The 18,743-nt window shown below is 70.2% G+C and carries 20 protein-coding genes, 2 tRNA genes and 1 pseudogene; 5 read left to right on the top strand and 18 right to left on the bottom strand.

What is annotated here, in order from left to right; translation table 11 throughout:
* Nucleotides 1-79: 79 nt before the first annotated feature.
* The 3 genes from ACYVAG_RS10830 to ACYVAG_RS10840 all read right to left on the bottom strand — a co-directional run bounded on the left by ACYVAG_RS10830 (nucleotide 80) and on the right by ACYVAG_RS10840 (nucleotide 2,212).
* Complete coding sequence (locus tag ACYVAG_RS10830) at nucleotides 80-472, bottom strand: VOC family protein (RefSeq protein WP_460769624.1); 393 nt, start codon at nucleotides 470-472, stop codon at nucleotides 80-82.
* Between the two features lie 219 nt (nucleotides 473-691).
* Nucleotides 692-767, bottom strand: a tRNA-Glu gene (locus ACYVAG_RS10835).
* Between the two features lie 80 nt (nucleotides 768-847).
* Complete coding sequence (locus ACYVAG_RS10840; RefSeq protein WP_460769579.1) at nucleotides 848-2,212, bottom strand: SH3 domain-containing protein; 1,365 nt, start codon at nucleotides 2,210-2,212, stop codon at nucleotides 848-850.
* A gap of 286 nt (nucleotides 2,213-2,498) precedes the next feature.
* Between ACYVAG_RS10840 and ACYVAG_RS10845 the strand changes: the two genes are divergently transcribed.
* Nucleotides 2,499-2,852, top strand: a complete 354-nt coding sequence (locus ACYVAG_RS10845) for a metallopeptidase family protein (RefSeq protein WP_460769580.1) — start codon at nucleotides 2,499-2,501, stop codon at nucleotides 2,850-2,852.
* Nucleotides 2,853-2,949: 97 nt separating this feature from the next.
* Here ACYVAG_RS10845 and ACYVAG_RS10850 read toward each other — a convergent pair whose 3' ends face one another.
* The 3 genes and pseudogenes from ACYVAG_RS10850 to ACYVAG_RS10860 form a co-directional block, all read right to left on the bottom strand.
* Entirely contained in the window at nucleotides 2,950-3,633 is a 684-nt protein-coding gene (locus ACYVAG_RS10850; RefSeq protein ID WP_460769582.1) for a hypothetical protein, read from the bottom strand.
* A gap of 270 nt (nucleotides 3,634-3,903) precedes the next feature.
* A pseudogene (locus tag ACYVAG_RS10855) lies at nucleotides 3,904-4,962 on the bottom strand (SPFH domain-containing protein); the annotation flags it as partial.
* 49 nt (nucleotides 4,963-5,011) lie between these two features.
* Nucleotides 5,012-5,464, bottom strand: a complete 453-nt coding sequence (locus ACYVAG_RS10860; RefSeq protein WP_460769583.1) for an NfeD family protein — start codon at nucleotides 5,462-5,464, stop codon at nucleotides 5,012-5,014.
* Nucleotides 5,465-5,530: 66 nt separating this feature from the next.
* Between ACYVAG_RS10860 and ACYVAG_RS10865 the strand changes: the two genes are divergently transcribed.
* A tRNA-Lys gene (locus ACYVAG_RS10865) sits at nucleotides 5,531-5,607 on the top strand.
* A 4-nt stretch (nucleotides 5,608-5,611) separates the two neighbouring features.
* Here the strand turns inward: ACYVAG_RS10865 and ACYVAG_RS10870 are convergent.
* The 7 genes from ACYVAG_RS10870 to ctlX all read right to left on the bottom strand — a co-directional run bounded on the left by ACYVAG_RS10870 (nucleotide 5,612) and on the right by ctlX (nucleotide 12,472).
* Nucleotides 5,612-6,556, bottom strand: coding sequence for a CE1 family esterase (locus ACYVAG_RS10870; protein WP_460769585.1), 945 nt, complete (start codon nucleotides 6,554-6,556; stop codon nucleotides 5,612-5,614).
* A 36-nt stretch (nucleotides 6,557-6,592) separates the two neighbouring features.
* Nucleotides 6,593-8,020 (bottom strand): AbgT family transporter, encoded by a 1,428-nt coding sequence (locus tag ACYVAG_RS10875; protein ID WP_460769587.1) that lies wholly within the window; start codon nucleotides 8,018-8,020, stop codon nucleotides 6,593-6,595.
* Between the two features lie 206 nt (nucleotides 8,021-8,226).
* The gene (locus ACYVAG_RS10880; protein WP_460769589.1) at nucleotides 8,227-8,982 is read right to left on the bottom strand and encodes a creatininase family protein; all 756 of its coding nucleotides are present in this window, start codon (nucleotides 8,980-8,982) and stop codon (nucleotides 8,227-8,229) included.
* Nucleotides 8,982-9,653, bottom strand: coding sequence for a FadR/GntR family transcriptional regulator (locus ACYVAG_RS10885; RefSeq protein WP_460769591.1), 672 nt, complete (start codon nucleotides 9,651-9,653; stop codon nucleotides 8,982-8,984). Before ACYVAG_RS10885 ends, ACYVAG_RS10880 begins: the two co-directional genes overlap by 1 nt.
* Nucleotides 9,654-9,776: 123 nt before the next feature.
* A complete protein-coding gene (locus ACYVAG_RS10890; RefSeq protein ID WP_460769592.1) occupies nucleotides 9,777-10,688 on the bottom strand; it encodes an NAD-dependent epimerase/dehydratase family protein in 912 nt (303 codons plus the stop codon).
* Nucleotides 10,689-10,724: 36 nt separating this feature from the next.
* The gene (locus tag ACYVAG_RS10895; protein WP_460769594.1) at nucleotides 10,725-11,528 is read right to left on the bottom strand and encodes an SDR family NAD(P)-dependent oxidoreductase; all 804 of its coding nucleotides are present in this window, start codon (nucleotides 11,526-11,528) and stop codon (nucleotides 10,725-10,727) included.
* A 23-nt stretch (nucleotides 11,529-11,551) separates the two neighbouring features.
* Entirely contained in the window at nucleotides 11,552-12,472 is a 921-nt protein-coding gene (gene ctlX, locus ACYVAG_RS10900) for a citrulline utilization hydrolase CtlX (protein WP_460769596.1), read from the bottom strand.
* 142 nt (nucleotides 12,473-12,614) lie between these two features.
* Here ctlX and ACYVAG_RS10905 point away from each other — a divergent pair, with 142 nt between their 5' ends.
* Genes ACYVAG_RS10905 through ACYVAG_RS10915 form a run of 3 tightly spaced genes read left to right on the top strand, consistent with a single transcriptional unit; the run spans nucleotide 12,615 to nucleotide 14,589 of the window.
* Nucleotides 12,615-13,232, top strand: a complete 618-nt coding sequence (locus ACYVAG_RS10905; RefSeq protein ID WP_460769598.1) for a biotin transporter BioY — start codon at nucleotides 12,615-12,617, stop codon at nucleotides 13,230-13,232.
* Nucleotides 13,229-13,933, top strand: coding sequence for an energy-coupling factor ABC transporter ATP-binding protein (locus ACYVAG_RS10910; protein ID WP_460769600.1), 705 nt, complete (start codon nucleotides 13,229-13,231; stop codon nucleotides 13,931-13,933). The genes ACYVAG_RS10905 and ACYVAG_RS10910 overlap by 4 nt, the downstream gene beginning before the upstream one ends.
* Complete coding sequence (locus ACYVAG_RS10915; RefSeq protein ID WP_460769601.1) at nucleotides 13,930-14,589, top strand: energy-coupling factor transporter transmembrane component T family protein; 660 nt, start codon at nucleotides 13,930-13,932, stop codon at nucleotides 14,587-14,589. Before ACYVAG_RS10910 ends, ACYVAG_RS10915 begins: the two co-directional genes overlap by 4 nt.
* Here the strand turns inward: ACYVAG_RS10915 and ACYVAG_RS10920 are convergent.
* The 5 genes from ACYVAG_RS10920 to ACYVAG_RS10940 all read right to left on the bottom strand — a co-directional run bounded on the left by ACYVAG_RS10920 (nucleotide 14,574) and on the right by ACYVAG_RS10940 (nucleotide 18,405).
* Nucleotides 14,574-15,209: a PRC-barrel domain-containing protein gene (locus tag ACYVAG_RS10920; RefSeq protein WP_460769603.1), complete on the bottom strand. Its 636-nt coding sequence runs from the start codon at nucleotides 15,207-15,209 to the stop codon at nucleotides 14,574-14,576. The two genes, ACYVAG_RS10915 and ACYVAG_RS10920, sit on opposite strands and share 16 nt — an antisense overlap.
* Nucleotides 15,210-15,285: 76 nt before the next feature.
* Entirely contained in the window at nucleotides 15,286-16,023 is a 738-nt protein-coding gene (locus tag ACYVAG_RS10925) for a hypothetical protein (RefSeq protein WP_460769605.1), read from the bottom strand.
* Between the two features lie 80 nt (nucleotides 16,024-16,103).
* Entirely contained in the window at nucleotides 16,104-16,361 is a 258-nt protein-coding gene (locus ACYVAG_RS10930; protein WP_460769607.1) for a PLD nuclease N-terminal domain-containing protein, read from the bottom strand.
* Nucleotides 16,362-16,381: 20 nt separating this feature from the next.
* The gene (locus ACYVAG_RS10935; protein ID WP_460769609.1) at nucleotides 16,382-17,257 is read right to left on the bottom strand and encodes a 1,4-dihydroxy-2-naphthoate polyprenyltransferase; all 876 of its coding nucleotides are present in this window, start codon (nucleotides 17,255-17,257) and stop codon (nucleotides 16,382-16,384) included.
* A complete protein-coding gene (locus tag ACYVAG_RS10940; protein ID WP_460769610.1) occupies nucleotides 17,254-18,405 on the bottom strand; it encodes an AMP-binding protein in 1,152 nt (383 codons plus the stop codon). Before ACYVAG_RS10940 ends, ACYVAG_RS10935 begins: the two co-directional genes overlap by 4 nt.
* Nucleotides 18,406-18,743 lie beyond the last annotated feature (338 nt).

An 18,743-nucleotide genomic window follows, 5' to 3' on the forward strand; every position in this document is an offset into this window, starting at 1 on the left:
ACGGTGCGCCTGACCGGCGCCCCAGTCAATGGCTGGGGTCACGCCGGAGGTGTCGTGTTGGGCACAGTCGTGGTGGCGCCTAGCGGGCGTTGGGGTCCGGCTGGTGGAGCCCGAAGACGTTGTTCTCGGTGTCGTGGAAATAGTGCCACGCCATGCCGGGAAGCGCATGCTTCGGGAGCGCGACCGTGCCGCCAGCCTCCTCGATCTTCGCGGCGGTCGCGTCGAAGTCGTCGGTGCCGAGCGTGATCACCGCGCCCGCCACGGGGCTGCCGACCGGCATGTTGGCGGACTGCCGCTTCATGATGGCCCCGTTGATGCCGGGCTCGCCGTCGGCGCCGGTGGTGATGCCGAAATAGGGCATGCCGGCGTGGTCGCTCCAGTCGTCGGCCGTCCAGCCGAAGACGCCGCGATAGAAGGCGACGGCGCGATCGACGTCGCCGGCGTGGATCTCGAAGTGGATGACGCGGTTAATGGGAGAAGGGTCCCACCGGAGCGTGCGTGGTGGCTAGAGGTTCCCGGGGTCAGCGCGAACCCTGGAACGTCGAGGGCGAACCCCAGGGTGCACCGCGAACCCTGCATGCGGGGTGCGTCCTGCACCTTGGGGCGCGCGGTGGGTCGTGTAGGCGAGGGCGGCCCTGCGACTGCGCCCAGCTGTGGAAAACGCCCGGAGCCTCGACGAGGCTCCGGGCGGTGGTATCCCCTACGGGATTCGAACCCGCGCTGCCGCCTTGAAAGGGCGGTGTCCTGGGCCGCTAGACGAAGGGGACAAGACAGCCCAACTATAGGGGCGTGTCGTCCGGCACCCCAACTCGACGGTTCAGGCCGACAGCTCAGAGGTGGCGGTGGCTCAGCTCTTGACCGTCACGTGCACGTGGTCCTTGTGGTTGGCCGTGTCGCCGCCGCGGTCGGCCATGTAGCGCCAGCCCTCGGACGAGCGCGCGACCGACCAGATGCGCTGGTTCCAGATCACGTATTCGATGTTGTAGGTCGACGCGTTCGCCTTCAGCCACTGGGCGATGTCGTCGCCGAGGGCCACGTTGCTGCGGTAGCTCGGGATCATGATGTCCAGCGCGCGACCCGACGGGTGGTCGGGCAGCGAGTCCGGGCGTACGCCGTAGTAGGTGCGGATCTGCGGATATTTGGCCTGGGTGGCGTCCAGGATCCGCGCCGTGGAGGCGCGCAGGCCCGGCAGTGTCACGCCGCCCGAGCTCGGGGGCACGGGGGCCGGGGCCTGGTCGCTGAGATATTTCGCGGTGACCCAGCGCACGTCGCCGTTGTAGACGATCTGGGCCCGGCCGTTCTCGGTCACGCCCGTGATCTGCAGCTGGGCGCCAGCCGGGGCGTCGCCGAAGCTGGTGAAGATGTCGGCCGACGAGCTGCGCAGGATGAGCGCGGTGGTCGCGTACTTGGTGCCGACTACGGTGGGGGTGGTGGGCTTCGGTCGCGGGACGACGTTGGAGCCGGAGAGGTAGAGGCTGTTGACCCAGCGGACCTGACCGTCGAACACGATCTGCGTACGCCCGTTCTGGGTCACGCCGGTCAGGGAGAGGACCGTGCCGCGCGGGACGTCCCGGATCTTCTCGAAGCGGTCGTCGGCGGTCGTGCGGATCATCAGCTCGGCCGTGGCGGTGGCGGTGCCGACGATGGCGGGCAGGCCGGGGCCGGCGGGCGCGGCCGGGGCGGCGGCCGAGGCGGAGAGGTATTGCGTCGACACCCAGCGCGCGGCGCCGTCGTGGACGATCTGGGAATAGCCGTTGGCGTTGACGCCGGTCGTCGTGACCCGGGCGCCCTTCGGCAGGACGGTGGTGACGCGGAAGCTGATGCCGGCGCCGGTGCGTACGTTCAGGGCCGCGGTGGTGTACGCGGTGCCCTTCCCCGCAGGGACGCCCGCCGCGGGGGTGTCGCCCAGGCCCTGCGCCTTGACGTAACTGTCGGAGACCCAGCCCGTGCGGTTGCCGAACTGGATGGGCATCCAGCCGTTCTCGGCGCGCCCGACCGACTCGATGCGCGCTCCCGAGGGGAGCGAGCCGATGATCGAGGCCCGGAGGCTCGGCGACGAGCGCACGTTGAGCCCGCCGTTGGCGGCGACCGTGAAGGGGTCGGCGGCGGCGGACTGGCTGACGGCCACGGCCGCAGCGATTCCGGTGGTGGTGAGCAGGACGGTGGCGCCAGCGAGGCCGACCATCGCCCGTGCGTTGCGCAGGACGTTCACGTTGTTCCTCCCCGATGGACTTCCCGGACCATCGTGTTGGCCACACCGGACGGGGGTCCGGCGCTGAGTTGTTCGTCGGGGCGGGTGCCGGTGGACGTTTCCCCGGTTTCAAGCACCGCGTCCGAAACACCCACCCCGGACGTCACGAGACTTTAGGTTTTCCTCAGGCGTCTCGACAATCTCTTGGAGTCACATGAGCACCAGTGGCAACACGACACGCCGATGTCAGGGCGAAAATGACAGCGTGGTGATTCGGGGGGTTCCGGCGACCGGATAGGTTCGCCCCATGGCTCTGGAGATGACCCTGGAAGAGTTCGAGGAACTGGTCGGCGACGCCCTCGACAGCGTGCCCGACGACCTCGTGGCGCTCATCGATAACTGCATCGTCATCATCGAGCTCGACGCGCCTGCCGACGACCCCGAACTGCTGGGTCTCTATGACGGAATCCCTTTGACAGAAAGGGATTCGAACTACGCGATGGTCGTCCCGGATCGCATCTTCATCTACATGAACCCGACGCTCGCGATCTGCGACACCTACGACGACGTGGTCGACGAGGTCCACATCACCGTGGTCCACGAGATCGCCCACCACTTCGGCATCGACGACGCGAAGCTGCACGAGTTGGGCTATGAGTGACACCGCGCGGCGGGCGCGTTTTCCGGGCTCCCGGCCCCGCGCGAAAAAAGCCTCAAGCAGTCCCTGAGAGTGGGGCCCGAATTGTCGGCGGGTGACGCTAAGGGGCGTCTGAGAGCACCCACGACCGATCGGTCGCTGCGACCCACGTCGCGGCGCTCCCGAGCGCCTCATCGGGCGTCCACCCCGACTGCAGGTCACGCCGCGTGAGCGGGTGAGCTCCGGTCAGCTCAGCGAGGCGTACGCGGGCGCCGTCATCGGCGGTGACGGCCGCGAGCCTGTGCAGCCGCTGGACGCGGTTCACCTCGAGCGTGCGCCGCACGTCGTCGGCGAAGGCGGGCGCGACGACCACCAGCGGGTCGTGGGCGCCGACCACGCCGAGGATCTCGCGGTAGGTCTCGACCGGTTCCGCGCACACCAGGACGCGGGGGCTGTCGAGCACCGCCCAGCCGGCATCGGTGTCGGTGAGGAAGTCGCGGGAGGCGAGGCGTGCGCGTACGGGGGTGTGGGTGCGCGTTGCCGCGGCCAGGCGTACGCGGTCGGTGGCGGTGAGTGCGGTGACGGCGGCCCCCTCGGGCGTACGCCGGGCGTCGCGCTCCGCGACGTACGCCGGCCCGCCCCCGGGGCCGCTCGAGGCAGGGAGCCCAGGGATGGGCCGGTCGGGCGGGGCGCTCAGGGCGCGTTCACGGGCCCTGCCGCGGGTGCGGTCGATGAGGGCGCCGGCGAGGATCACGCCGACGCCCACGGTCATCACGATGACCAGACCGACCTGCCACGGCTCCACGGGTCAGGCGCCGGAGGCGGGGCCCTGCGGGGGCTGGCCGTGGCCCTGCTGGCCGGGCCAGTGCTGCTGCGGCGGGCCCTGGTAGGGCGTGCCGCCGTACGCCTGGGGCGCGTACTGGCCCTCCTGGGGCTGGCCGTACGCCTGCTGGCTCTGGTCGCCGTAGGGCTGCTGGCCGGCGTACGGATCGCCCTGGGGCTGGCCGTACGCCGGCTGGCCGCCGGCCGGGAGCTGCGGGTCCTTGGGCTCGGGGCCCTTCTGGCGCGCCTTCGCCGGGTTCTCCAGCTTCTGCGCCTCCTCGATCGCCTCGGCGACCGTACGCTCCGACTCGGCCTTGTCGGACTGCTTCTGCTGCTCGATCTCGGCGAACACGTCGACCTTCGGCGGGGCCTTGAACTCCGACTTGTCGACGGTCTCGGCCGGCGTACCGCCCTTCTGGAAGTCGGTCACCGACTGGCCGAGGCCCTTGAGCGCGTCGTTGAGCTCGCTCGGGACGATCCACATCTTGTTGGAGTCGCCGCGGGCGAGGTTCGGCAGCATCTGCATGTATTGGTAGGACAGCAGCGACTGGTCGGGCTTGCCAGCGTGGATCGCGCCGAAGACCGTGGTGATGGCCTGGGCCTCGCCCTCGGCGCGGAGCATCGCGGACTGGCGGTCGGCCTGGGCGCGGAGGACCGCGGCCTCGCGCTCGCCCTGGGCGCGGAGGATGGCCGACTCGCGGTCACCGCCGGCGGACAGGATCTGCGACTGGCGCTGGCCCTCGGCGATGAGGATCGACGCGCGCTTGTCGCGCTCGGCGCGGGCACCCTTCTCCATGGCGTCGCGGATCGTCGCCGGCGGCTCGATCGAGCGCAGCTCGACGCGGTTGACCTTGATGCCCCACTTGCCGGTGGCCTCGTCGAGGACGACGCGGAGCTGCTGGTTGATCTCCTCACGAGAGGTCAGAGTGCGCTCGAGGTCGAGGCCGCCGATGATGTTGCGGAGCGTGGTCATCGTCAGCTGCTCGATGGCGGCCTCGTAGTTCTGGGCCTCATAGGCCGCGCGTACGGGGTCGACGATCTGGTAGTAGATGACCGAGTCGATGCCGACCATCAGGTTGTCCTGCGTGATGACGCCCTGCGGCGGGAACGAGACGACGTTCTCGCGCATGTCCATCTTGTAGGAGATGCGGTCGATGATCGGCACCACGAAGTGGAGGCCCGGCTCCAGCGACTTGTGGAACTTGCCGAGCCGCTCGACGAGGCCGACCTGCTGTTGGCGGATGACCTTGACCGCGCTGATCAACACCGCGACGACGAACGCGATGAGGATGATGGGAAGGATGAACTCCACGTTTTCTCCTTTGGTGGTGGGCGTCTGGGGAGGTCTGGGGTGTGGGCCGTCAGGGCAGCGGCCGCACGACGGCCGTCACGCCGTCGATCTCGACCACCTCGACGGGCTCGCCCTCGCGGAGCTCCAGGTCGGGCTCCCACGCGCGGGCGGTCCAGGTGTCGCCGTTGATCATCACCTCGCCGGTCTTCCCGGCCGTGATGGCGCGCAGCGCGCGGCCCTCGCTGCCGACGAGCTGCTCGACGGAGCTGCGATAGCCCTTGGCGTTGCGTACGCGCTCCAGCAGCGGCGGGCGCAGGACGAACATCGAGATCAGCGCGACGGCGACCGCGACGACCACCTGGGCGAGGATCAGCCCAGGAAGGAAGACCGCGGTCACGCCGCCGGCGAGCGCGCCGATGGCGAGCATCAGGAGGGTGAGGTCGACGGCCAACATCTCCGTCGCGCCGAGCGCGAGCGCGAGGCACAGCCACGCCGCCCAGAGGTTGTCGCCGAGCCACTCCATGAGGCCCCCTTCCCTTGGGTCCATTGTGCCTCAGGGGTGGTTGAGTTTCTCCGGTACGCTTGGCCCGCCCCTATAGCTCAGTTGGTTAGAGCTGCGGACTTTTAATCCGTAGGTCGTGGGTTCGAGTCCCACTGGGGGCACCAGTGTTCAGCGGTGCAGCCGATGCTTCGCCAGGAAGTCCCACATGAGGTCCGTTGCTTCGATGTTCTGGCTGGCATAGCCGCCGCCGGAGTACGCGTCCTCGCCCGGCCAGGTGTGACCCCCGCCGGTGATCGTGACCAGACGTGTCTCCGCCCCTTGGGCGCAGCCGACCCAGCGGTCCTGGGTGGCGTCGGGTGCGAGTTCGCGCGTCGCCAGTCGGTGGTGGCACCGGTTGCGATCGGCCCACGCCTTCACCCAGGCAGGGATCGCGGGGAGCCCGCGGTCGGCGTCGCCCGCGTACGGGATGGTCGCGTCGGCGGACCCGTGGAAGGCGATGAGCGGGACGGGTCGGACCGGGGCGCAGGTCGGGTGCCCGGTCGCATAGTTGGCAGCAGCCACCGGAGCCACGGCCGCGATGCGGTCCGCGAGCTCGCAGGCGAGGATGCCGACGAAGCCCGCGCCGTTGGACTTGCCGGTGGCGTAGACGCGTCGTTCGTCGACGCAGTGGTTCGCGGCGAGGTCGTCAAGTAGGTCGCGGGTGAAGGCGACGTCGTCGACGCCCGAGGCCGAGTAGGGCGCCCCCTCCCAGGCCTGCCGGTCCCCGGAGCCGGTCCCGACGACGCCGTCGGCATAGACGACGATGGCGGGAAGCCTGTCCAGCCCGGAGAAGGCCTGCGTCGTGGCCGCGCTGTTGCCCCGCCCGTGGAAGACGAGGACGACGGGCCAGTCACGGTTGACCGCGTACGCGTCGGGGAGGTGGACGATGTAGCTCCGCTCCCGTCCGCCGCTGACGACGTGCTCGCGCTCGCTCGTGCCGGGCGCCTGCGAGTCGGCACAGGAGCTAGGCGTACGCGCAGGAGCGGCGGTCGCGAGCGCCGGACCCGGGACGACGCTGAGGCCCGCCCCGAGGAGGGACGCGGTGAGGAGGGTCGTGCCGACGTTCTTGAGCATGGTGGTTCCTTCGGGGTCGTGGTGGGTGCGCGGTGATCAGCGGACGGGGGCGCCGGGGCCGAGCGGGATGCCGAGGCCCCACCAGGCGAAGAAGAGCAACGACCAGCTCAGCGTCATGGCGATGGCGAGGGGGAGGGTGTGGGAGGCGAGGGTGCCGATGCCCGCACTCTTCTGATAGCGCTGCATGAAGCCGAGGGCCATGATGAAGTACGGGCTCATCGGCGTGATCGCGGTGGATCCGCTGTCGGCGATGCGGAAGAGGGCCTGCGCCGTGTCCGGCGGGACGCTGAGGTGCATGAGCAGCGGGACGATGACCGGGGCCATGATCGACCACATGGCCGACCCGCTGGTGATCAGGACGTTCACGACCGACAACAGGGCGAGCACGATGAGGAAGATCACCCAGATCGGCAGCCCGAGGCCGCGCAGCGAGCTGGCGGCGTTGATCGACATCACGTCGCCGATGTTCGTCCAGTCGAAAAACACCAGGAACTGCGAGATGGAGAAGAACAGGACCAGCACCGGCGCCATGGTGCGCAGGCCCTCGGCCATCAGGGCAGGGACGTCGGCGGACTTCTTGATGGTGCCGGCCCCCACGCCGTACGCGATGCCCACGAACCCGAACAGCAGGGCGATGATGTAGGCGATCCCCTTGAGGAACGGCGACTTGTTCAGCCCGCCGTCCGGCGCCAGCAGGAACCCGATGCCCGGGATGATCGAGAGGGCGATGGCGATGATGCCCACGACGAACACGATCCCGGCCCAGCGCAGCCCGCGGCGCTCCTGGGGTGAGATCTCCAGGCCGCCCTCGTCATGGACGGCGTCCTCGTCGGCGCCGAGGTTGGTGCGCTTCATGAGGACGAGCTCGGTGACGATCGTGATGACGACGGCCAGCAGGAAGGACGAGGCGATGTTGAAATACCAGTTGCTGAGCGGGGAGACGTACGCCTCGGGGTTGACGAGTTTCGCTGCTGCCGTGGTGATCCCGGCGAAGATCGCGTCGTTGGGGGTGGGGATGGGGCTGGCGTCATAGCCGGAGGCGATGGCTGTGTAGGCCACGACGACACCGAGGACGGGTGAGCGGCCCACGGCCCGGAAGGCGATGCCGCCGAGGGGAACCAGGATGACGTACGCAGCCGCCGAGGCGACGTGCGAAACGGTACCCATGAAGGCCACCGTGAACACGATGAGCGAGGGTGGCACCCGGGAGATGGAGGTCTTCATCCAGGAGTTCAGGAAGCCGCTGCGCTCGGCGATGGCGACACCCATGATGACGACCATGATGGTGATGAGCGGCGGGAAGTCCTGGTAGCCGGCGAGGGCCGAGTCGACGGACATGCGGAGCCCGTCGATGCTGAGCAGGTTCCGTACGCGGACGGGCTTTCCCTTCATCATCACCTGGACGCCCAGGGCGGCCATGATGGCGCTGGTGATCGCGAGGATGCCTGCGAGGATCCAGAACAACCAGAATGGGTGGGGGAGCTTGTTTCCCACCACTTCGACGGCGTTGAGGGCGCGGATGAGCGGGGGGAGCCGCGGTTCGGTTTTTGGTTCGTTCTTTTCGGTCCGGTGGCGCGAGGTTGACGGCGTTGTCATGATCAGTCTTTCAGGGTGTGGTGAAATCAGCGGCCGGCATGGTGCCGGTCGCTGTGGAGGTCGGGGGTGAGGGGCTAGAGGGCGCGGAAGCTGCGCAGATAGCCGGAGAGGGTGTCGACGACCTCGCTCAGGATCGCCTCCCCCTGGTCGCGTGTTGCGGTGGTGGGATCACCCAGGACGCCACTGGGGTGGTAGCGGTCGAAGGTGACCGCGAGCGAGGGGGGCGACGTGCGCGACAGGCGGGGAGCGGCGTCGAGCGACGCGAGGGTCGTGGCGCCCGGCGCGAGGCGGTCGGTGCGGACGAGGTCGGGGCGGAGCGCCAACATCTGGGCGGTCTCCGCCTCGCCGGAGTGGCCGGTGACCTCGGTCGTGTCGAGGGAGCCGATGGAGTTCTTGGCCAGTCCGGTGACCGGCGACCAGGCGAACAGGAACTCCGGACGCCTGCTCATCATTTCCTGCTGGGCCAGCGAAAGGGCGGCCTGGTTGCCGCCGTGACCGTTGATGACGAAGAGTTTGCGCCATCCCGTGTCGGCCATGGAGCAGCACAGCTCGATGATGAGTTCACAGAACAGCTGCGGTGAGAGTGTCAACGTGCCGGGCAGGCGTGCGTGGTGCGGGGACACGCCGTAGGGCAGGGCGGGCAGGACCAGGAGTTCGCTGTCCCCGAAGCGGTCCGCCAGGCGTTCGGCCACGGACTCCGCCCGGATCGTGTCTGTGGACAGGGGCAGGGCCGGGCCGTGCTGTTCCAGGGAGCCGACGGGCAGCACGAGGACGGCACCTGCCTGCTGCAGTTCCCCGGCTTCGGGTGAGGTGAGTTCTGCGTACCCCATCAGCGCACCTCTTTCCTGGCTTGCCGCAGGTGGTTGCGGATGTGGGTGAGGTGCGCCGCGGTCAATGCCCTCGCGGCGTTGGCGTCGCCGTCGCGGACGGCGTCGAGGATGTCGCGGTGCTCGGCGTGGTCGCGGTCGCGGTCGGAATAGGTCGCCCGGATCACGTGGCGGTCGTGGAGGCGGAGTCGCAGCATCGTGTCGACCACCTCAGTGAGGATGGTCTGCCCCGTGGCCTCCGCCAGGGCGATGTGGAAATGGGAGCCGGACGCCTCGGTCTCGGGGTTTAGCGCATTGCCCAGGGTTCCCTCGAGCTTCGCCAGCGCTGCGTCGCTGCGCTCGCGGGCCGCGACCGCCGCGACCTCCGGCTCGATGATGAGGCGTGCCTCCGTCAGTTCGAGGGCCGATTCGATGGTGCCCTCGGCGACGTAGGGGTTGACGAGGAAGGGCTTGCCTACCGATGGCCCGACGTAGGTGCCGGAGCCGTGGCGCAGCTCGACCATGCCGGTGGACTCGAGCATCCGCAGCGCTTCGCGCACCGTGGGCAGCGTCGTTCCATAGGTTTCGGCCAGCCGTCGGGCAGACGGCAGGGTGTTCCCCGTCGTGAGCTGTTCCGACCTGATGTGGCGAGCGATCTCCTGGGACACGCGCTCGGCCAACGAGACATTCTCCATTGGATACCTCCTGAAAGTGATTAGATCACTTGGTCACTTGCAGGTCAATCGTTCGGAAGAACTGACCGATCGAGTGGCGGAGTTGAGCCGTGACTACGCGGCTCAACTTCACCACCCGGGCGGTCAGAGGCGTGCGAGCACCGTCTCCTCGATCGTGTACGCCGGCTCGAACCCCAGCAACCGCCTGCCCTTGGCCGTCGAGAAGTGCGGCGAGTGGGCGATGTGGTCCTCGGTCACCGCGGCGTGGTCGTGGCCGACGCGCTCGACGAAGTCGTTCCAGGGCAAGAATTCCGGCCTCAGCTCGTGGCCGTGGCGGTGGGCGACCAGGCCCGCGTACCCCACGAGCGTCAGCGAGCGCTCGGCGACGGACACGAACGCCTCACCGATCGCCTCGGGTCGCTCGACCGCGCGCATGTGCAGCGCAGCCACGTCGTCGGCGTGCACGTGCTGGAGGAGGCCGAGCCCGCGCTCGGGGAGAACGATGCTGCCGTCGCGACGCAGGGCTTCCCACACCGCGGGGTCGAGATTGCCCTGCGGGTTGATCGTCGCCCAGTCGGGACCGGAGATGTGACCGGGATGGATCACGGTGGCGCGTACGCGGTCCTGCTCGCGCAGCAGCCAGTCCTCGATGGCGGCCTTCTGGGGGCCGTAGTCGTCCGGAGCGCCGGCGTCGCCCTTCGGCGTCGACTCGTCGGCGGGCACGTGGGGCAACGGACCCCACGCCCACAGGCTGCCCGTCTGGACATAGCGGGTGCCGGGGGGCAGGGCCGCCGTCAGGTCCTGGGCCTGCGGAAGGGTGAAACAGGTGAGGTCGATGACCGTGTCGGGGCGGCGTTCGGCCACGGCGGCGACAAAGCCGTCGGGATCGGCCTCACGGTCGAGGTGTACGCGCTGAACGCGGTCCCAGGCGGGCGCGTCGCGGTAGGGGGCCCGCTGGCCGCGGCTCACGGCGACGACGTCGTGGCCGCCCTCGACCAGTCGGGGCACCAGGAAGGTGCCGATGTGTCCGGTGGCGCCGAGCACGACGATGCGCATGGTCTCTCCTCTGGGCCTGTCGGGGATGCGTGCGGGTCAGCGCGACTGCAGCAGTGACTTCATGCGCTCCGCGATCAGGTCCGTCGCACGCCTCGGTGCCAGCCGCGACAGCACGTCGAGCGCGCGGGCGTCCTTGCCGATCGTCGCGTGGTAGGGCCCGCGCTCGACGACCTTCACGAGCTGGACGCCGGCGTCGCGCGGCGATGTCATCGGCGGGGCCGCCCCGGCCTCGGCCGGCATGTCGATGTTCGAGCCCGAGTTCTTCGCGATGTCGGTGCCGATCGCGCCGGGGAACACGACGCTCACGGCGACGTTCGAGCCGCGGAGCTCGGCGTACAGGCCCTCGGTGAAGAGCTTGACCGCCGCCTTGCTGGCGCCATAGATGGTCTGGCCGGGGACGGGGGTGAAGCCGCCCATGCTGGAGACGTTGACGATGCAGGCCTGGGGGCGATCCTTCAACAGGGGCAGGAATTCCTTGCAGGTCGTGAGCACGCCCCACAGGTTCACCGCGAGCACCTTCTCGATCTCGGGATAGTCCAGGTGGTCGAACGTGACGAAGCGCTGGATGATGCCGGCGACGTTGAGCAGGCCGTCGACCTGGCCGTGGGCGGCGACGACGGCCTCGGGCAGTGTCGCGACCTGGCGCCGGTCGGTCAGGTCGACCGCGTGGACCGACAGGCGGTCGCCGGCGGCGGCAGTGGCCTGCAGCGCCGCGAGCGAGTCGTCGCGCACGTCGACGGCAGCGACGCGGGCGCCTCGGGCGAGCATTTCCAGGACGGCCTCGCGCCCGATGCCGTTCGCGCCGCCGGTGACGACGAAGACCTTGCCGGTGATGTCCATCTCGACCCCTCTCGTGAGTGTGCTCAGACCTCCGGTCGCATCTTAGGCAGCAGGTGGACGCCCGCGATCATGCAGCGCGCCGAGCCACCGGCGAGTTCGATCGTCGGGAGGTCGACCGGCGTGATCACGACGTATGTCTCCAGCACCGCCCGCTGGTCGGCCGTCAGGCTGTTCGCCGCGCGGGACGACATCACGAGGTGGCGCGCGTCGGTGCCCTGCACCTCGAGCGCGTTGCCGGCGAAGTTCTCCAACTGGGCCGAGGTCAGCTCGACGATCGCGTGGCCCGACCGCTCGAGGCTTTCGCGCACCGCTGCGCGCTCGACCTCGTCGGGCATGGCCTCGAATCCGACCAGGGCGACCTCGCTGCCGACCGACATCATCACGTTGGTGTGATAGATCGCGTCCTCGCCGTGCTTCGCGTCGAACATGACCAGCTCGAAGCGGAAGTCGGTGCAGAACGTGTGCACCGCGCGCTCGGTGGCCCGGTTCGAGCGGCAGACGTAGACCACGCGGTTCGGGTGGTCGAACACCATGGCGCCGGTGCCCTCGAGGTAGGCGTCGGAGTCCTCCATCACCGAATAGTCGACGATCGAGTTCACGACATAGTCACGCCGCAGTTCCAGCACGACCTCCGGCCGGCGCTCGAGGCGCCGGTTCACCATGGTCATGGGATACAGGACGATGTCGCCCGTCGCGTGGGTCGAGAACCAGTTGTTGGGGAAGACGGAGTCCGGCGTACGGTCGGTGTCGTCCTCGAACAGGTGCACGCGTACGCCGATGGACTCCAGGGTGTCGGCCAGCTTGGTGACCTCCGCGTACGCGCGGTTCGCCAGGACTTCCGGCGCCTCGTCGCTCTCGCGCTGGAAGGTGTTGTCGACGAGGGTGGAGGGGTTGGGGGCGAAGCGGTGGGGGCGGACCATCACGACGGCGCTGGGGGCCTGCATCCAACTGTCTCCTGCGGTTTCGGGGGTGACTGGTGCCAGCGTCGCGCATGGGTGGGGTGCGGGACAATTCCGAACCGTACGCGGGGGCCGGTGTTCGGCGCTATGCTGCGGTTTGAACAGTGTTCAAACCGAGAGGAACCCCATGACCAGCCCGCGCCGATTCACGGCCACCGACCTCGCCCTCGTGGCCGTCTTCGCCGCCCTCATCGCCGCGCTGTCGCTGGTTCCTGGATTCGACATCGGGCCGGTGCCGATCACGCTGCAGACGCTCGGCGTCGCGCTCGCCGGCCTGTGCCTCGGCCCGCTGCGCGGCTTCCTCGCGACGTCGCTCTATCTGCTGGTCGGGTTCGCCGGGCTCCCGGTGTTCGCGAAGTTCAGCGCGGGCGTGGGGGTTCTGGCCAAGCCGTCGGCCGGCTATCTGCTCGCATTCCCCATCGCTGCAGCGATCGCGGGCGCTCTCGCGGTGGTGCTGCTGCGCCGGTTCGGGCTGAAATACGTCTCCCTGTTCGTCGCCGGCGTTGCCGCAAGCATCATCATCATCCATCCGCTCGGCATCGCCGGGCTGATGGTCAACGCCCACCTGCCGTTCGCGAAGGCGTTCACGGTCGACATGGGATTCTGGATCGGTGACGTGCTGAAGAACCTGGCCGCTGCGGCCGTCGCGATGAGCGTCCACAAGGCGTTCCCCGCACTCCTGCTCGGCGGCGTACGCCGGGACGAGTCCGCGGACGAGCCCGTGCGCGCCGCCGGGGTCGCGTGACGGAGATCCGCCTCACAGGGGTCGGGGTGGACGTGGAGGTCCTCGCCGGACCCCGGCCGACCCGCAAGACCCTGCTGGCCGACATCGACCTGGTGCTCCGCGAGCGCCGGGTCGTCGTCATCGGCGCCAACGGGTCGGGCAAGTCGACCTTCCTGCGGCTGCTCAACGGGCTGGTCCAGCCCACCCGGGGCCGCGTGACCGTCGACGGCTTGGGCACGATCACCGACACCCGAGCCGTACGCCGGCGCGTGGGCTTCGTGTTCACCGACCCGCTCTCGCAGCTCGTGATGTCGACGCCCGTGGAGGACGTCGAGCTGTCCCTGCGCCGGGCCGTCCGTGACCGGCGCGAGCGTGAGCGGAAAGCCCTTGCGCTGTTGGAATCGCGGGGGCTTGGGGGCGTGGCGCGCCAGTCGATCTATGACCTGTCGGGCGGCGAACGCCAGCTGGTGGCGCTGACGGCCGTCCTTGCGGTCGAGCCGTCGATCATCGTCGCCGACGAGCCGACGACGCTGCTCGACCTGCGCAACCGGGCGCGTTTGCGCGAGGTGTTCGCCGCGCTGGACCAGCAGCTCGTGTTCTCCACCCACGACCTCGACGTCGCCGCCGATGCGGACCGCGCGATCGTCGTGCACGAAGGAAGAATCGCGTTCGACGGGGAACCGGGCGCGGCGATCGACCACTATCGACGGCTGATGGCGTGAGCGCCCATCACGACCTGTTCGGGCTGTTCGTTCCCGGCGACTCGGTGTGGCACCGGTCGCCCGTCGGGGCCAAGATGCTGCTCGTCCTCGCGGTGTCGCTGGTGCCGCTGGTCGCGCGTACGCTCGCGGTTTCCCTTGTGCTGTGGGGAATCGTGGCGCTACTGCTCCTGGCGACGCGCGTGCCGGTGCGTACGGCGTTCCCGATCCCGCGCGGCCTCGTGGTCGTGCTCGCGGTGCTGTTCGCCTGCCAGCTCTGGTGGGCGACGTGGGTCGAGGGCGCGGTGATCGTCGCCAACGTGGTGCTGTGCCTGTGGGCCTCGAGGATCCTGACCCTCACCTCGACCGCGCCCGCACTGCTCGACGCAATGGTCGCCGCCGTGCGCCCGCTGCGGGTGGTCGGCGTCGACCCGGAGCGCGTGGGACTCGCGGCGGCGCTGATGCTGCGTTCGGTGCCCCACCTGATGGGCTCGTTCGCCGACGTGCGCGACGCCGCGCGGGCGCGAGGGATCGAGCGGAACGTGCTCGCGCAGGTCACGCCCGTGGTCGTGGGGGCCGTCGCGTACGCGCAGGCGACCGGCGAGGCGCTGGCCGCGCGCGGGCTGGGCGAGGGCGACGACCCCGAGGACGGGGCCGAGCGGGCTCAGCCCCTGCGGTAGGGGCGCAGGCGTACGCCGCTGGCGCCCTGGCCGCTCATGCCCTGGCCCGCGTACCCCGACGTGCCGTCGCCCTGGCGCGGCGGCGGGGTGCCGTGGGCGCCGACCTCCGGCGGGATGGCCTGCGCCGCGGGCACGGCCGGCTTGTCGATGCCGCCCTCGTGGTCGGTGCTGCGGTCGGCGTCGATGCCGGGACGCGGCTCGTGGAGGCCGGCGGTGTTGTTGAACGTGCCGCCGTCGGTGTCGCGCTGGGACGCCGGGATGAAGTCGTGGGCAGGGTCGGCCTGGTCGCGGGCCTCGGCGCCGTGGGTGTCGATGCGGTAGTAGGCGTACAGCTGGTCCTCGTCGTCGCGGCCCAGGTGTCCGTCGGGGCCGACGCCGGGCGCGCCCTCGATGAAGGACTTGCCGTAGGGGACGCGGATCTCGCCGTCGTGGTAGTCGTGGCCCTCGAGCGGGACGAAGGTCTCCTTGCCGCCGAGCAGGCCGGTCTTCACCGTGACCCAGCTGGGCTTGTGGGTCTGGTCGTCGAGGAACAACTGGCCCACGCGCCCGACCTTGGCGCCGGACTCGTCGTGGACGGTGGCGGAGGCCAGGGCCTCATAGAGGGTCTCCATGTCGGACATGTGGTCTCCGTTCGTCGGGCAGCGATCTCGGGAACCCAGCATCTCAACCCGGGGTCGCGTGGTCGGCGCGGGGTCGTCAGATCGACTTCTTGACCTTGTCCATCGCCGGACGCGAGAGGTCGTTCACCTGGGCCGCGGAGGGGGACTCGCCCTGCAGGGACGTGGTCATCAGCACGTCCTTGTGGCCGGCGAAGACCATGAAATAGTCGGCCGCGCCCTCCCCGGTGAGGGTGACCTTCACGCCGATCGACCTGTCGCCGAGACCGGGGGCGTCGAAGCGGGAGACCTCCACGGGCGTCTTCTCGCCGGAGTCGTCCATGGTGAACCTCGGGCACTGGGCCACGAGTTTCTCCACCTCGCCGACCGAGTCGGCTCCCTTGTCGACCACGTCGAGGAACTCCGTGAAGGCGAGGTCGTCCTTGTCGAACCCCACGGTCGCGCCCATGTCGCTGGCGACCTTCCCGACCGTCATGTGGTGGAGCTGGGTGCAGGCCTCGGGGTCGACCAGCGTCTCGACGTGGTCGTCGCCGGCGACCTCCGCGCCCTTCCAGCCCGGCATCTGCTCGAGGGTCAGGAGGGCCTGGTCGAGCTTCTCGGGCGGGGTCTGGTTGGGGTTCGCGGGGGCGTCTCCGGTCGGAGCGGGGGAGGGTGTGGCGGGCGCCGAGGGCGTCTCGGTCGCCGGCGCCTCCGGGGAGGCGGGGGCGGTGACGGCCGGAGGCGGCGGGGTCATCGGCTCCGGCTTCGCACCCCCGCCACACGCGGCGAGGGTCATCGTCAGGCCGGCGGCGCAGGCCGCGGCGGCGAGTCGGTGCATCGGCGGGAATCCTTCGGTTCGACATCGCTCCCGGTGGGAGCCTCGCCGGCCAGCGTAGTCGTCGGGGGCCAACGGGCCCGTCAGAGACGGCGCAGGAAATCGGGGTCGTCGTCGGGCGCGGACGGGTGGCGGTCGCGCTCGGCCTCGGCGATCGACTCGGCATTGGGCCGGCCCAGGACGAGCCAACCGACCGCTCCGATGACGGGCAACAGGATGACGGCCGCGGCCCAGAGCCAGCGCGGGGCGCGGCGTACTTCATCGGGGGACGCCTGGGCGACCTCGACGACGCAGTAGATCGTCAGGAGCGCGATGATGACGATCGGAAGGATGCGGCCCATGGCGCAAGGATAGTCGCGCGTCAGCCGAGGACGAAGCCGGCGAAGAGCCCCACGGCGCAGGCCAGCTCGGCGATGCCGGTGGCCTTCAGGACCGGGATGAGCGCGGGTCCGGTGGCGCCGCGGAACACCCTGGCCGCTGCAGGAATGATCACCGGCAGGAACACCAGGCCGAGCAGGACCCACGGCGTACTCGCCATGGCGGCACCGCCGACGCTCAACGCGGCAGCGAGGAGGAGGAGCCAGAAGAACCCCCGCGTACCGGGGTCGCCGAGGCGGGTGGCGAGCGTACGCTTCCCGGCGTCGACGTCGCCGACGATGTCGCGCAGGTTGTTGGCCACGAGGATCGCGCAGGCGAGGAAGCCGATCGCGCAGGCGCACCAGATGGTGGCGAGGGTGACGTGGTCGAGCATCACGAAGGTGGTGCCGCAGACCGCCACGAGGCCGAAGAACACGAAGACGAACACCTCGCCGAGGCCGAGGTAGCCGTACGGCTTCTTGCCGCCGGTGTAGAACCAGGCGGCCAGGATGCACAGGACGCCGACAGCGATGAGCCAGAGCTGGCCCGCCCAGATGGTGAGGGCGAGTCCGGCGGCGGCGGCGACGCCGAAGCAGGCGAACGCGGCCCGTTTCACGGCTGCGGGGGTCGCGGCCCCCGAGCCGATCAGGCGCATGGGGCCGACGCGGTCGGCGTCGGTGCCGCGGATGCCGTCGGAATAGTCGTTCGCATAGTTCACGCCCACCTGCAGCGCCAGGGCGACGACGAAGGCCAGGAGCGCCATGCCGAGGTGGAAGCCGCCGACATACCAGGCGGCGCCGGAGCCGGCGAGGACGGGCGAGAGGGCGGCGGGGAGCGTACGCGGCCGCGCACCCTCGACCCAGTCGGACACCTTGGTCACCACGTCTCCCTGTCTCCCGCCTGTGCGGGGTTGTCGTCGCGTTCTGCGGACCGCCACGCGGCGACGATCGCCTGGCGGTCGATCTTCCCGCTGGAGGTCAGAGGAAGCGAATCGAGTCGCAGCAGGCCTCGCGGGCGGGCGGGCCCGTCGACGTCGAGGTGTGCGCGGAAATCCTTGAGAGGAAGGGGAATGGGGCCGGCGGCGACGATCCGCGTACCCCATTCGGGGTCGGGGACACCGACGACGGCGGTGTGGGGGAATCGCTGTTGGACGGCCCGTTCGAGCTCGGCGAGGTCGACGTTCACGCCGCCGGTGACGACGACGTCGTCGAGGCGGCCGAGGATCGTGAGGCGCTCGCCGTCCCAGCGACCGCGGTCGCGGGTGTGGACGGTCTGGCCGGTCAGGGTCGCGGTGGTCAGGTCGGGGCGGCCGTGGTAGCCGGAGAAGGCCATGGGGCCGGTCAGGTCGACCCGACCCGTGTCGGGGTCGAGGGTGACGGTGGTGGCGTCGAGGGGGACGCCGTCGTAGACGCAGCCGCCGGCGGTCTCGCTCATGCCGTAGGTGGTGACGACGTTGATGCCTTGGGCGCGCGCTCGGTCCAGCAGTTCGGGCGCGGCCGCGGCGCCGCCCAGCAGGACGGCGCCGTGGGCGGCGAGGGCGCGGGTGGTGCCGTGGTCGTGCAGGGCGCGGGTGAGCTGGGTGGGGACGAGCGAGATGTACGCGGGACTGCTCGGGACGTCGAGGTCGGCGAGGTCGGGCTTTGCGGTGTGGAGTCTGGTGCCGCCGGTCAGCGCGCGGGCGGCGACCATCGCGCCGGCAACGTAGTGGAGGGGGAGGCAGAGGGTCCAGTCGGCGGCGCCGCCGAGGCGGCGGTGGGTGGCCTCGGCGGAGGCGATGACGGCGCGGGCGGACAGGCGTACGCCCTTGGGGGCGCCGGTGGAGCCAGAGGTGGCGACGATGAGGGCGGGGTGGTGGGAGTGGTCTGGGTGGGGGGTGTCGGGGTCGGGGTCGGCGTTGAGCATCGCGCGGACGGCGTCGGCGGAGCGGGCGTCTGTGGGGAGCGGCGCGAGGGTTGGCCCGCCGTCGAGGGCGGCCGCCAGGGCGTCGAGGAAGCCGGGGTCATCGACGGGGAGGGCGGTGATGGGCACCGGGACAGGCTACGCCGGGGGGTGGGGTGGGGGACGCGCGCGCGGGCAGCGGGGTCCCACGTTCTCCGAGCGAGCGAGCGAGCGAGACGAGGGGCGGCGTTCTTTGGGTCGACCCACGTTCTCCGAGCGAGCGCCAGCGAGACGAGGAGCCGCCGTCCTCTGCCCCGGTGCCATGTGGACGGAACATGTTCCCGGACGCCACCGTCCGTGTGCGGGCATGCCGGTGGCCCCAGCACCGTGGGGTGGTGGGGCTCGGCGGTCGGGTTTGGTCGGCGGTGGGTTAGAAGGGTGGGGGTTCGTCGGGTGGGGCGCTGCCGGGCGCGCCGGTCGGGTCGGTC

It is taken from the genome of Mariniluteicoccus flavus, assembly GCF_054776655.1.

Coding starts and splice junctions, on each gene's coding strand:
- ACYVAG_RS10845 (WP_460769580.1), top strand. CDS start 2,499: ATGGCTCTGGAGATGACCCTGGAAGAGTTCGAGGAACTGGTCGGCGAC.
- ACYVAG_RS10860 (WP_460769583.1), bottom strand. CDS start 5,464: ATGGAGTGGCTCGGCGACAACCTCTGGGCGGCGTGGCTGTGCCTCGCG.
- ACYVAG_RS10870 (WP_460769585.1), bottom strand. CDS start 6,556: ATGCTCAAGAACGTCGGCACGACCCTCCTCACCGCGTCCCTCCTCGGG.
- ACYVAG_RS10880 (WP_460769589.1), bottom strand. CDS start 8,982: ATGGGGTACGCAGAACTCACCTCACCCGAAGCCGGGGAACTGCAGCAG.
- ACYVAG_RS10885 (WP_460769591.1), bottom strand. CDS start 9,653: ATGGAGAATGTCTCGTTGGCCGAGCGCGTGTCCCAGGAGATCGCTCGC.
- ACYVAG_RS10890 (WP_460769592.1), bottom strand. CDS start 10,688: ATGCGCATCGTCGTGCTCGGCGCCACCGGACACATCGGCACCTTCCTG.
- ACYVAG_RS10895 (WP_460769594.1), bottom strand. CDS start 11,528: ATGGACATCACCGGCAAGGTCTTCGTCGTCACCGGCGGCGCGAACGGC.
- ctlX (WP_460769596.1), bottom strand. CDS start 12,472: ATGCAGGCCCCCAGCGCCGTCGTGATGGTCCGCCCCCACCGCTTCGCC.
- ACYVAG_RS10905 (WP_460769598.1), top strand. CDS start 12,615: ATGACCAGCCCGCGCCGATTCACGGCCACCGACCTCGCCCTCGTGGCC.
- ACYVAG_RS10920 (WP_460769603.1), bottom strand. CDS start 15,209: ATGTCCGACATGGAGACCCTCTATGAGGCCCTGGCCTCCGCCACCGTC.
- ACYVAG_RS10925 (WP_460769605.1), bottom strand. CDS start 16,023: ATGCACCGACTCGCCGCCGCGGCCTGCGCCGCCGGCCTGACGATGACC.
- ACYVAG_RS10930 (WP_460769607.1), bottom strand. CDS start 16,361: ATGGGCCGCATCCTTCCGATCGTCATCATCGCGCTCCTGACGATCTAC.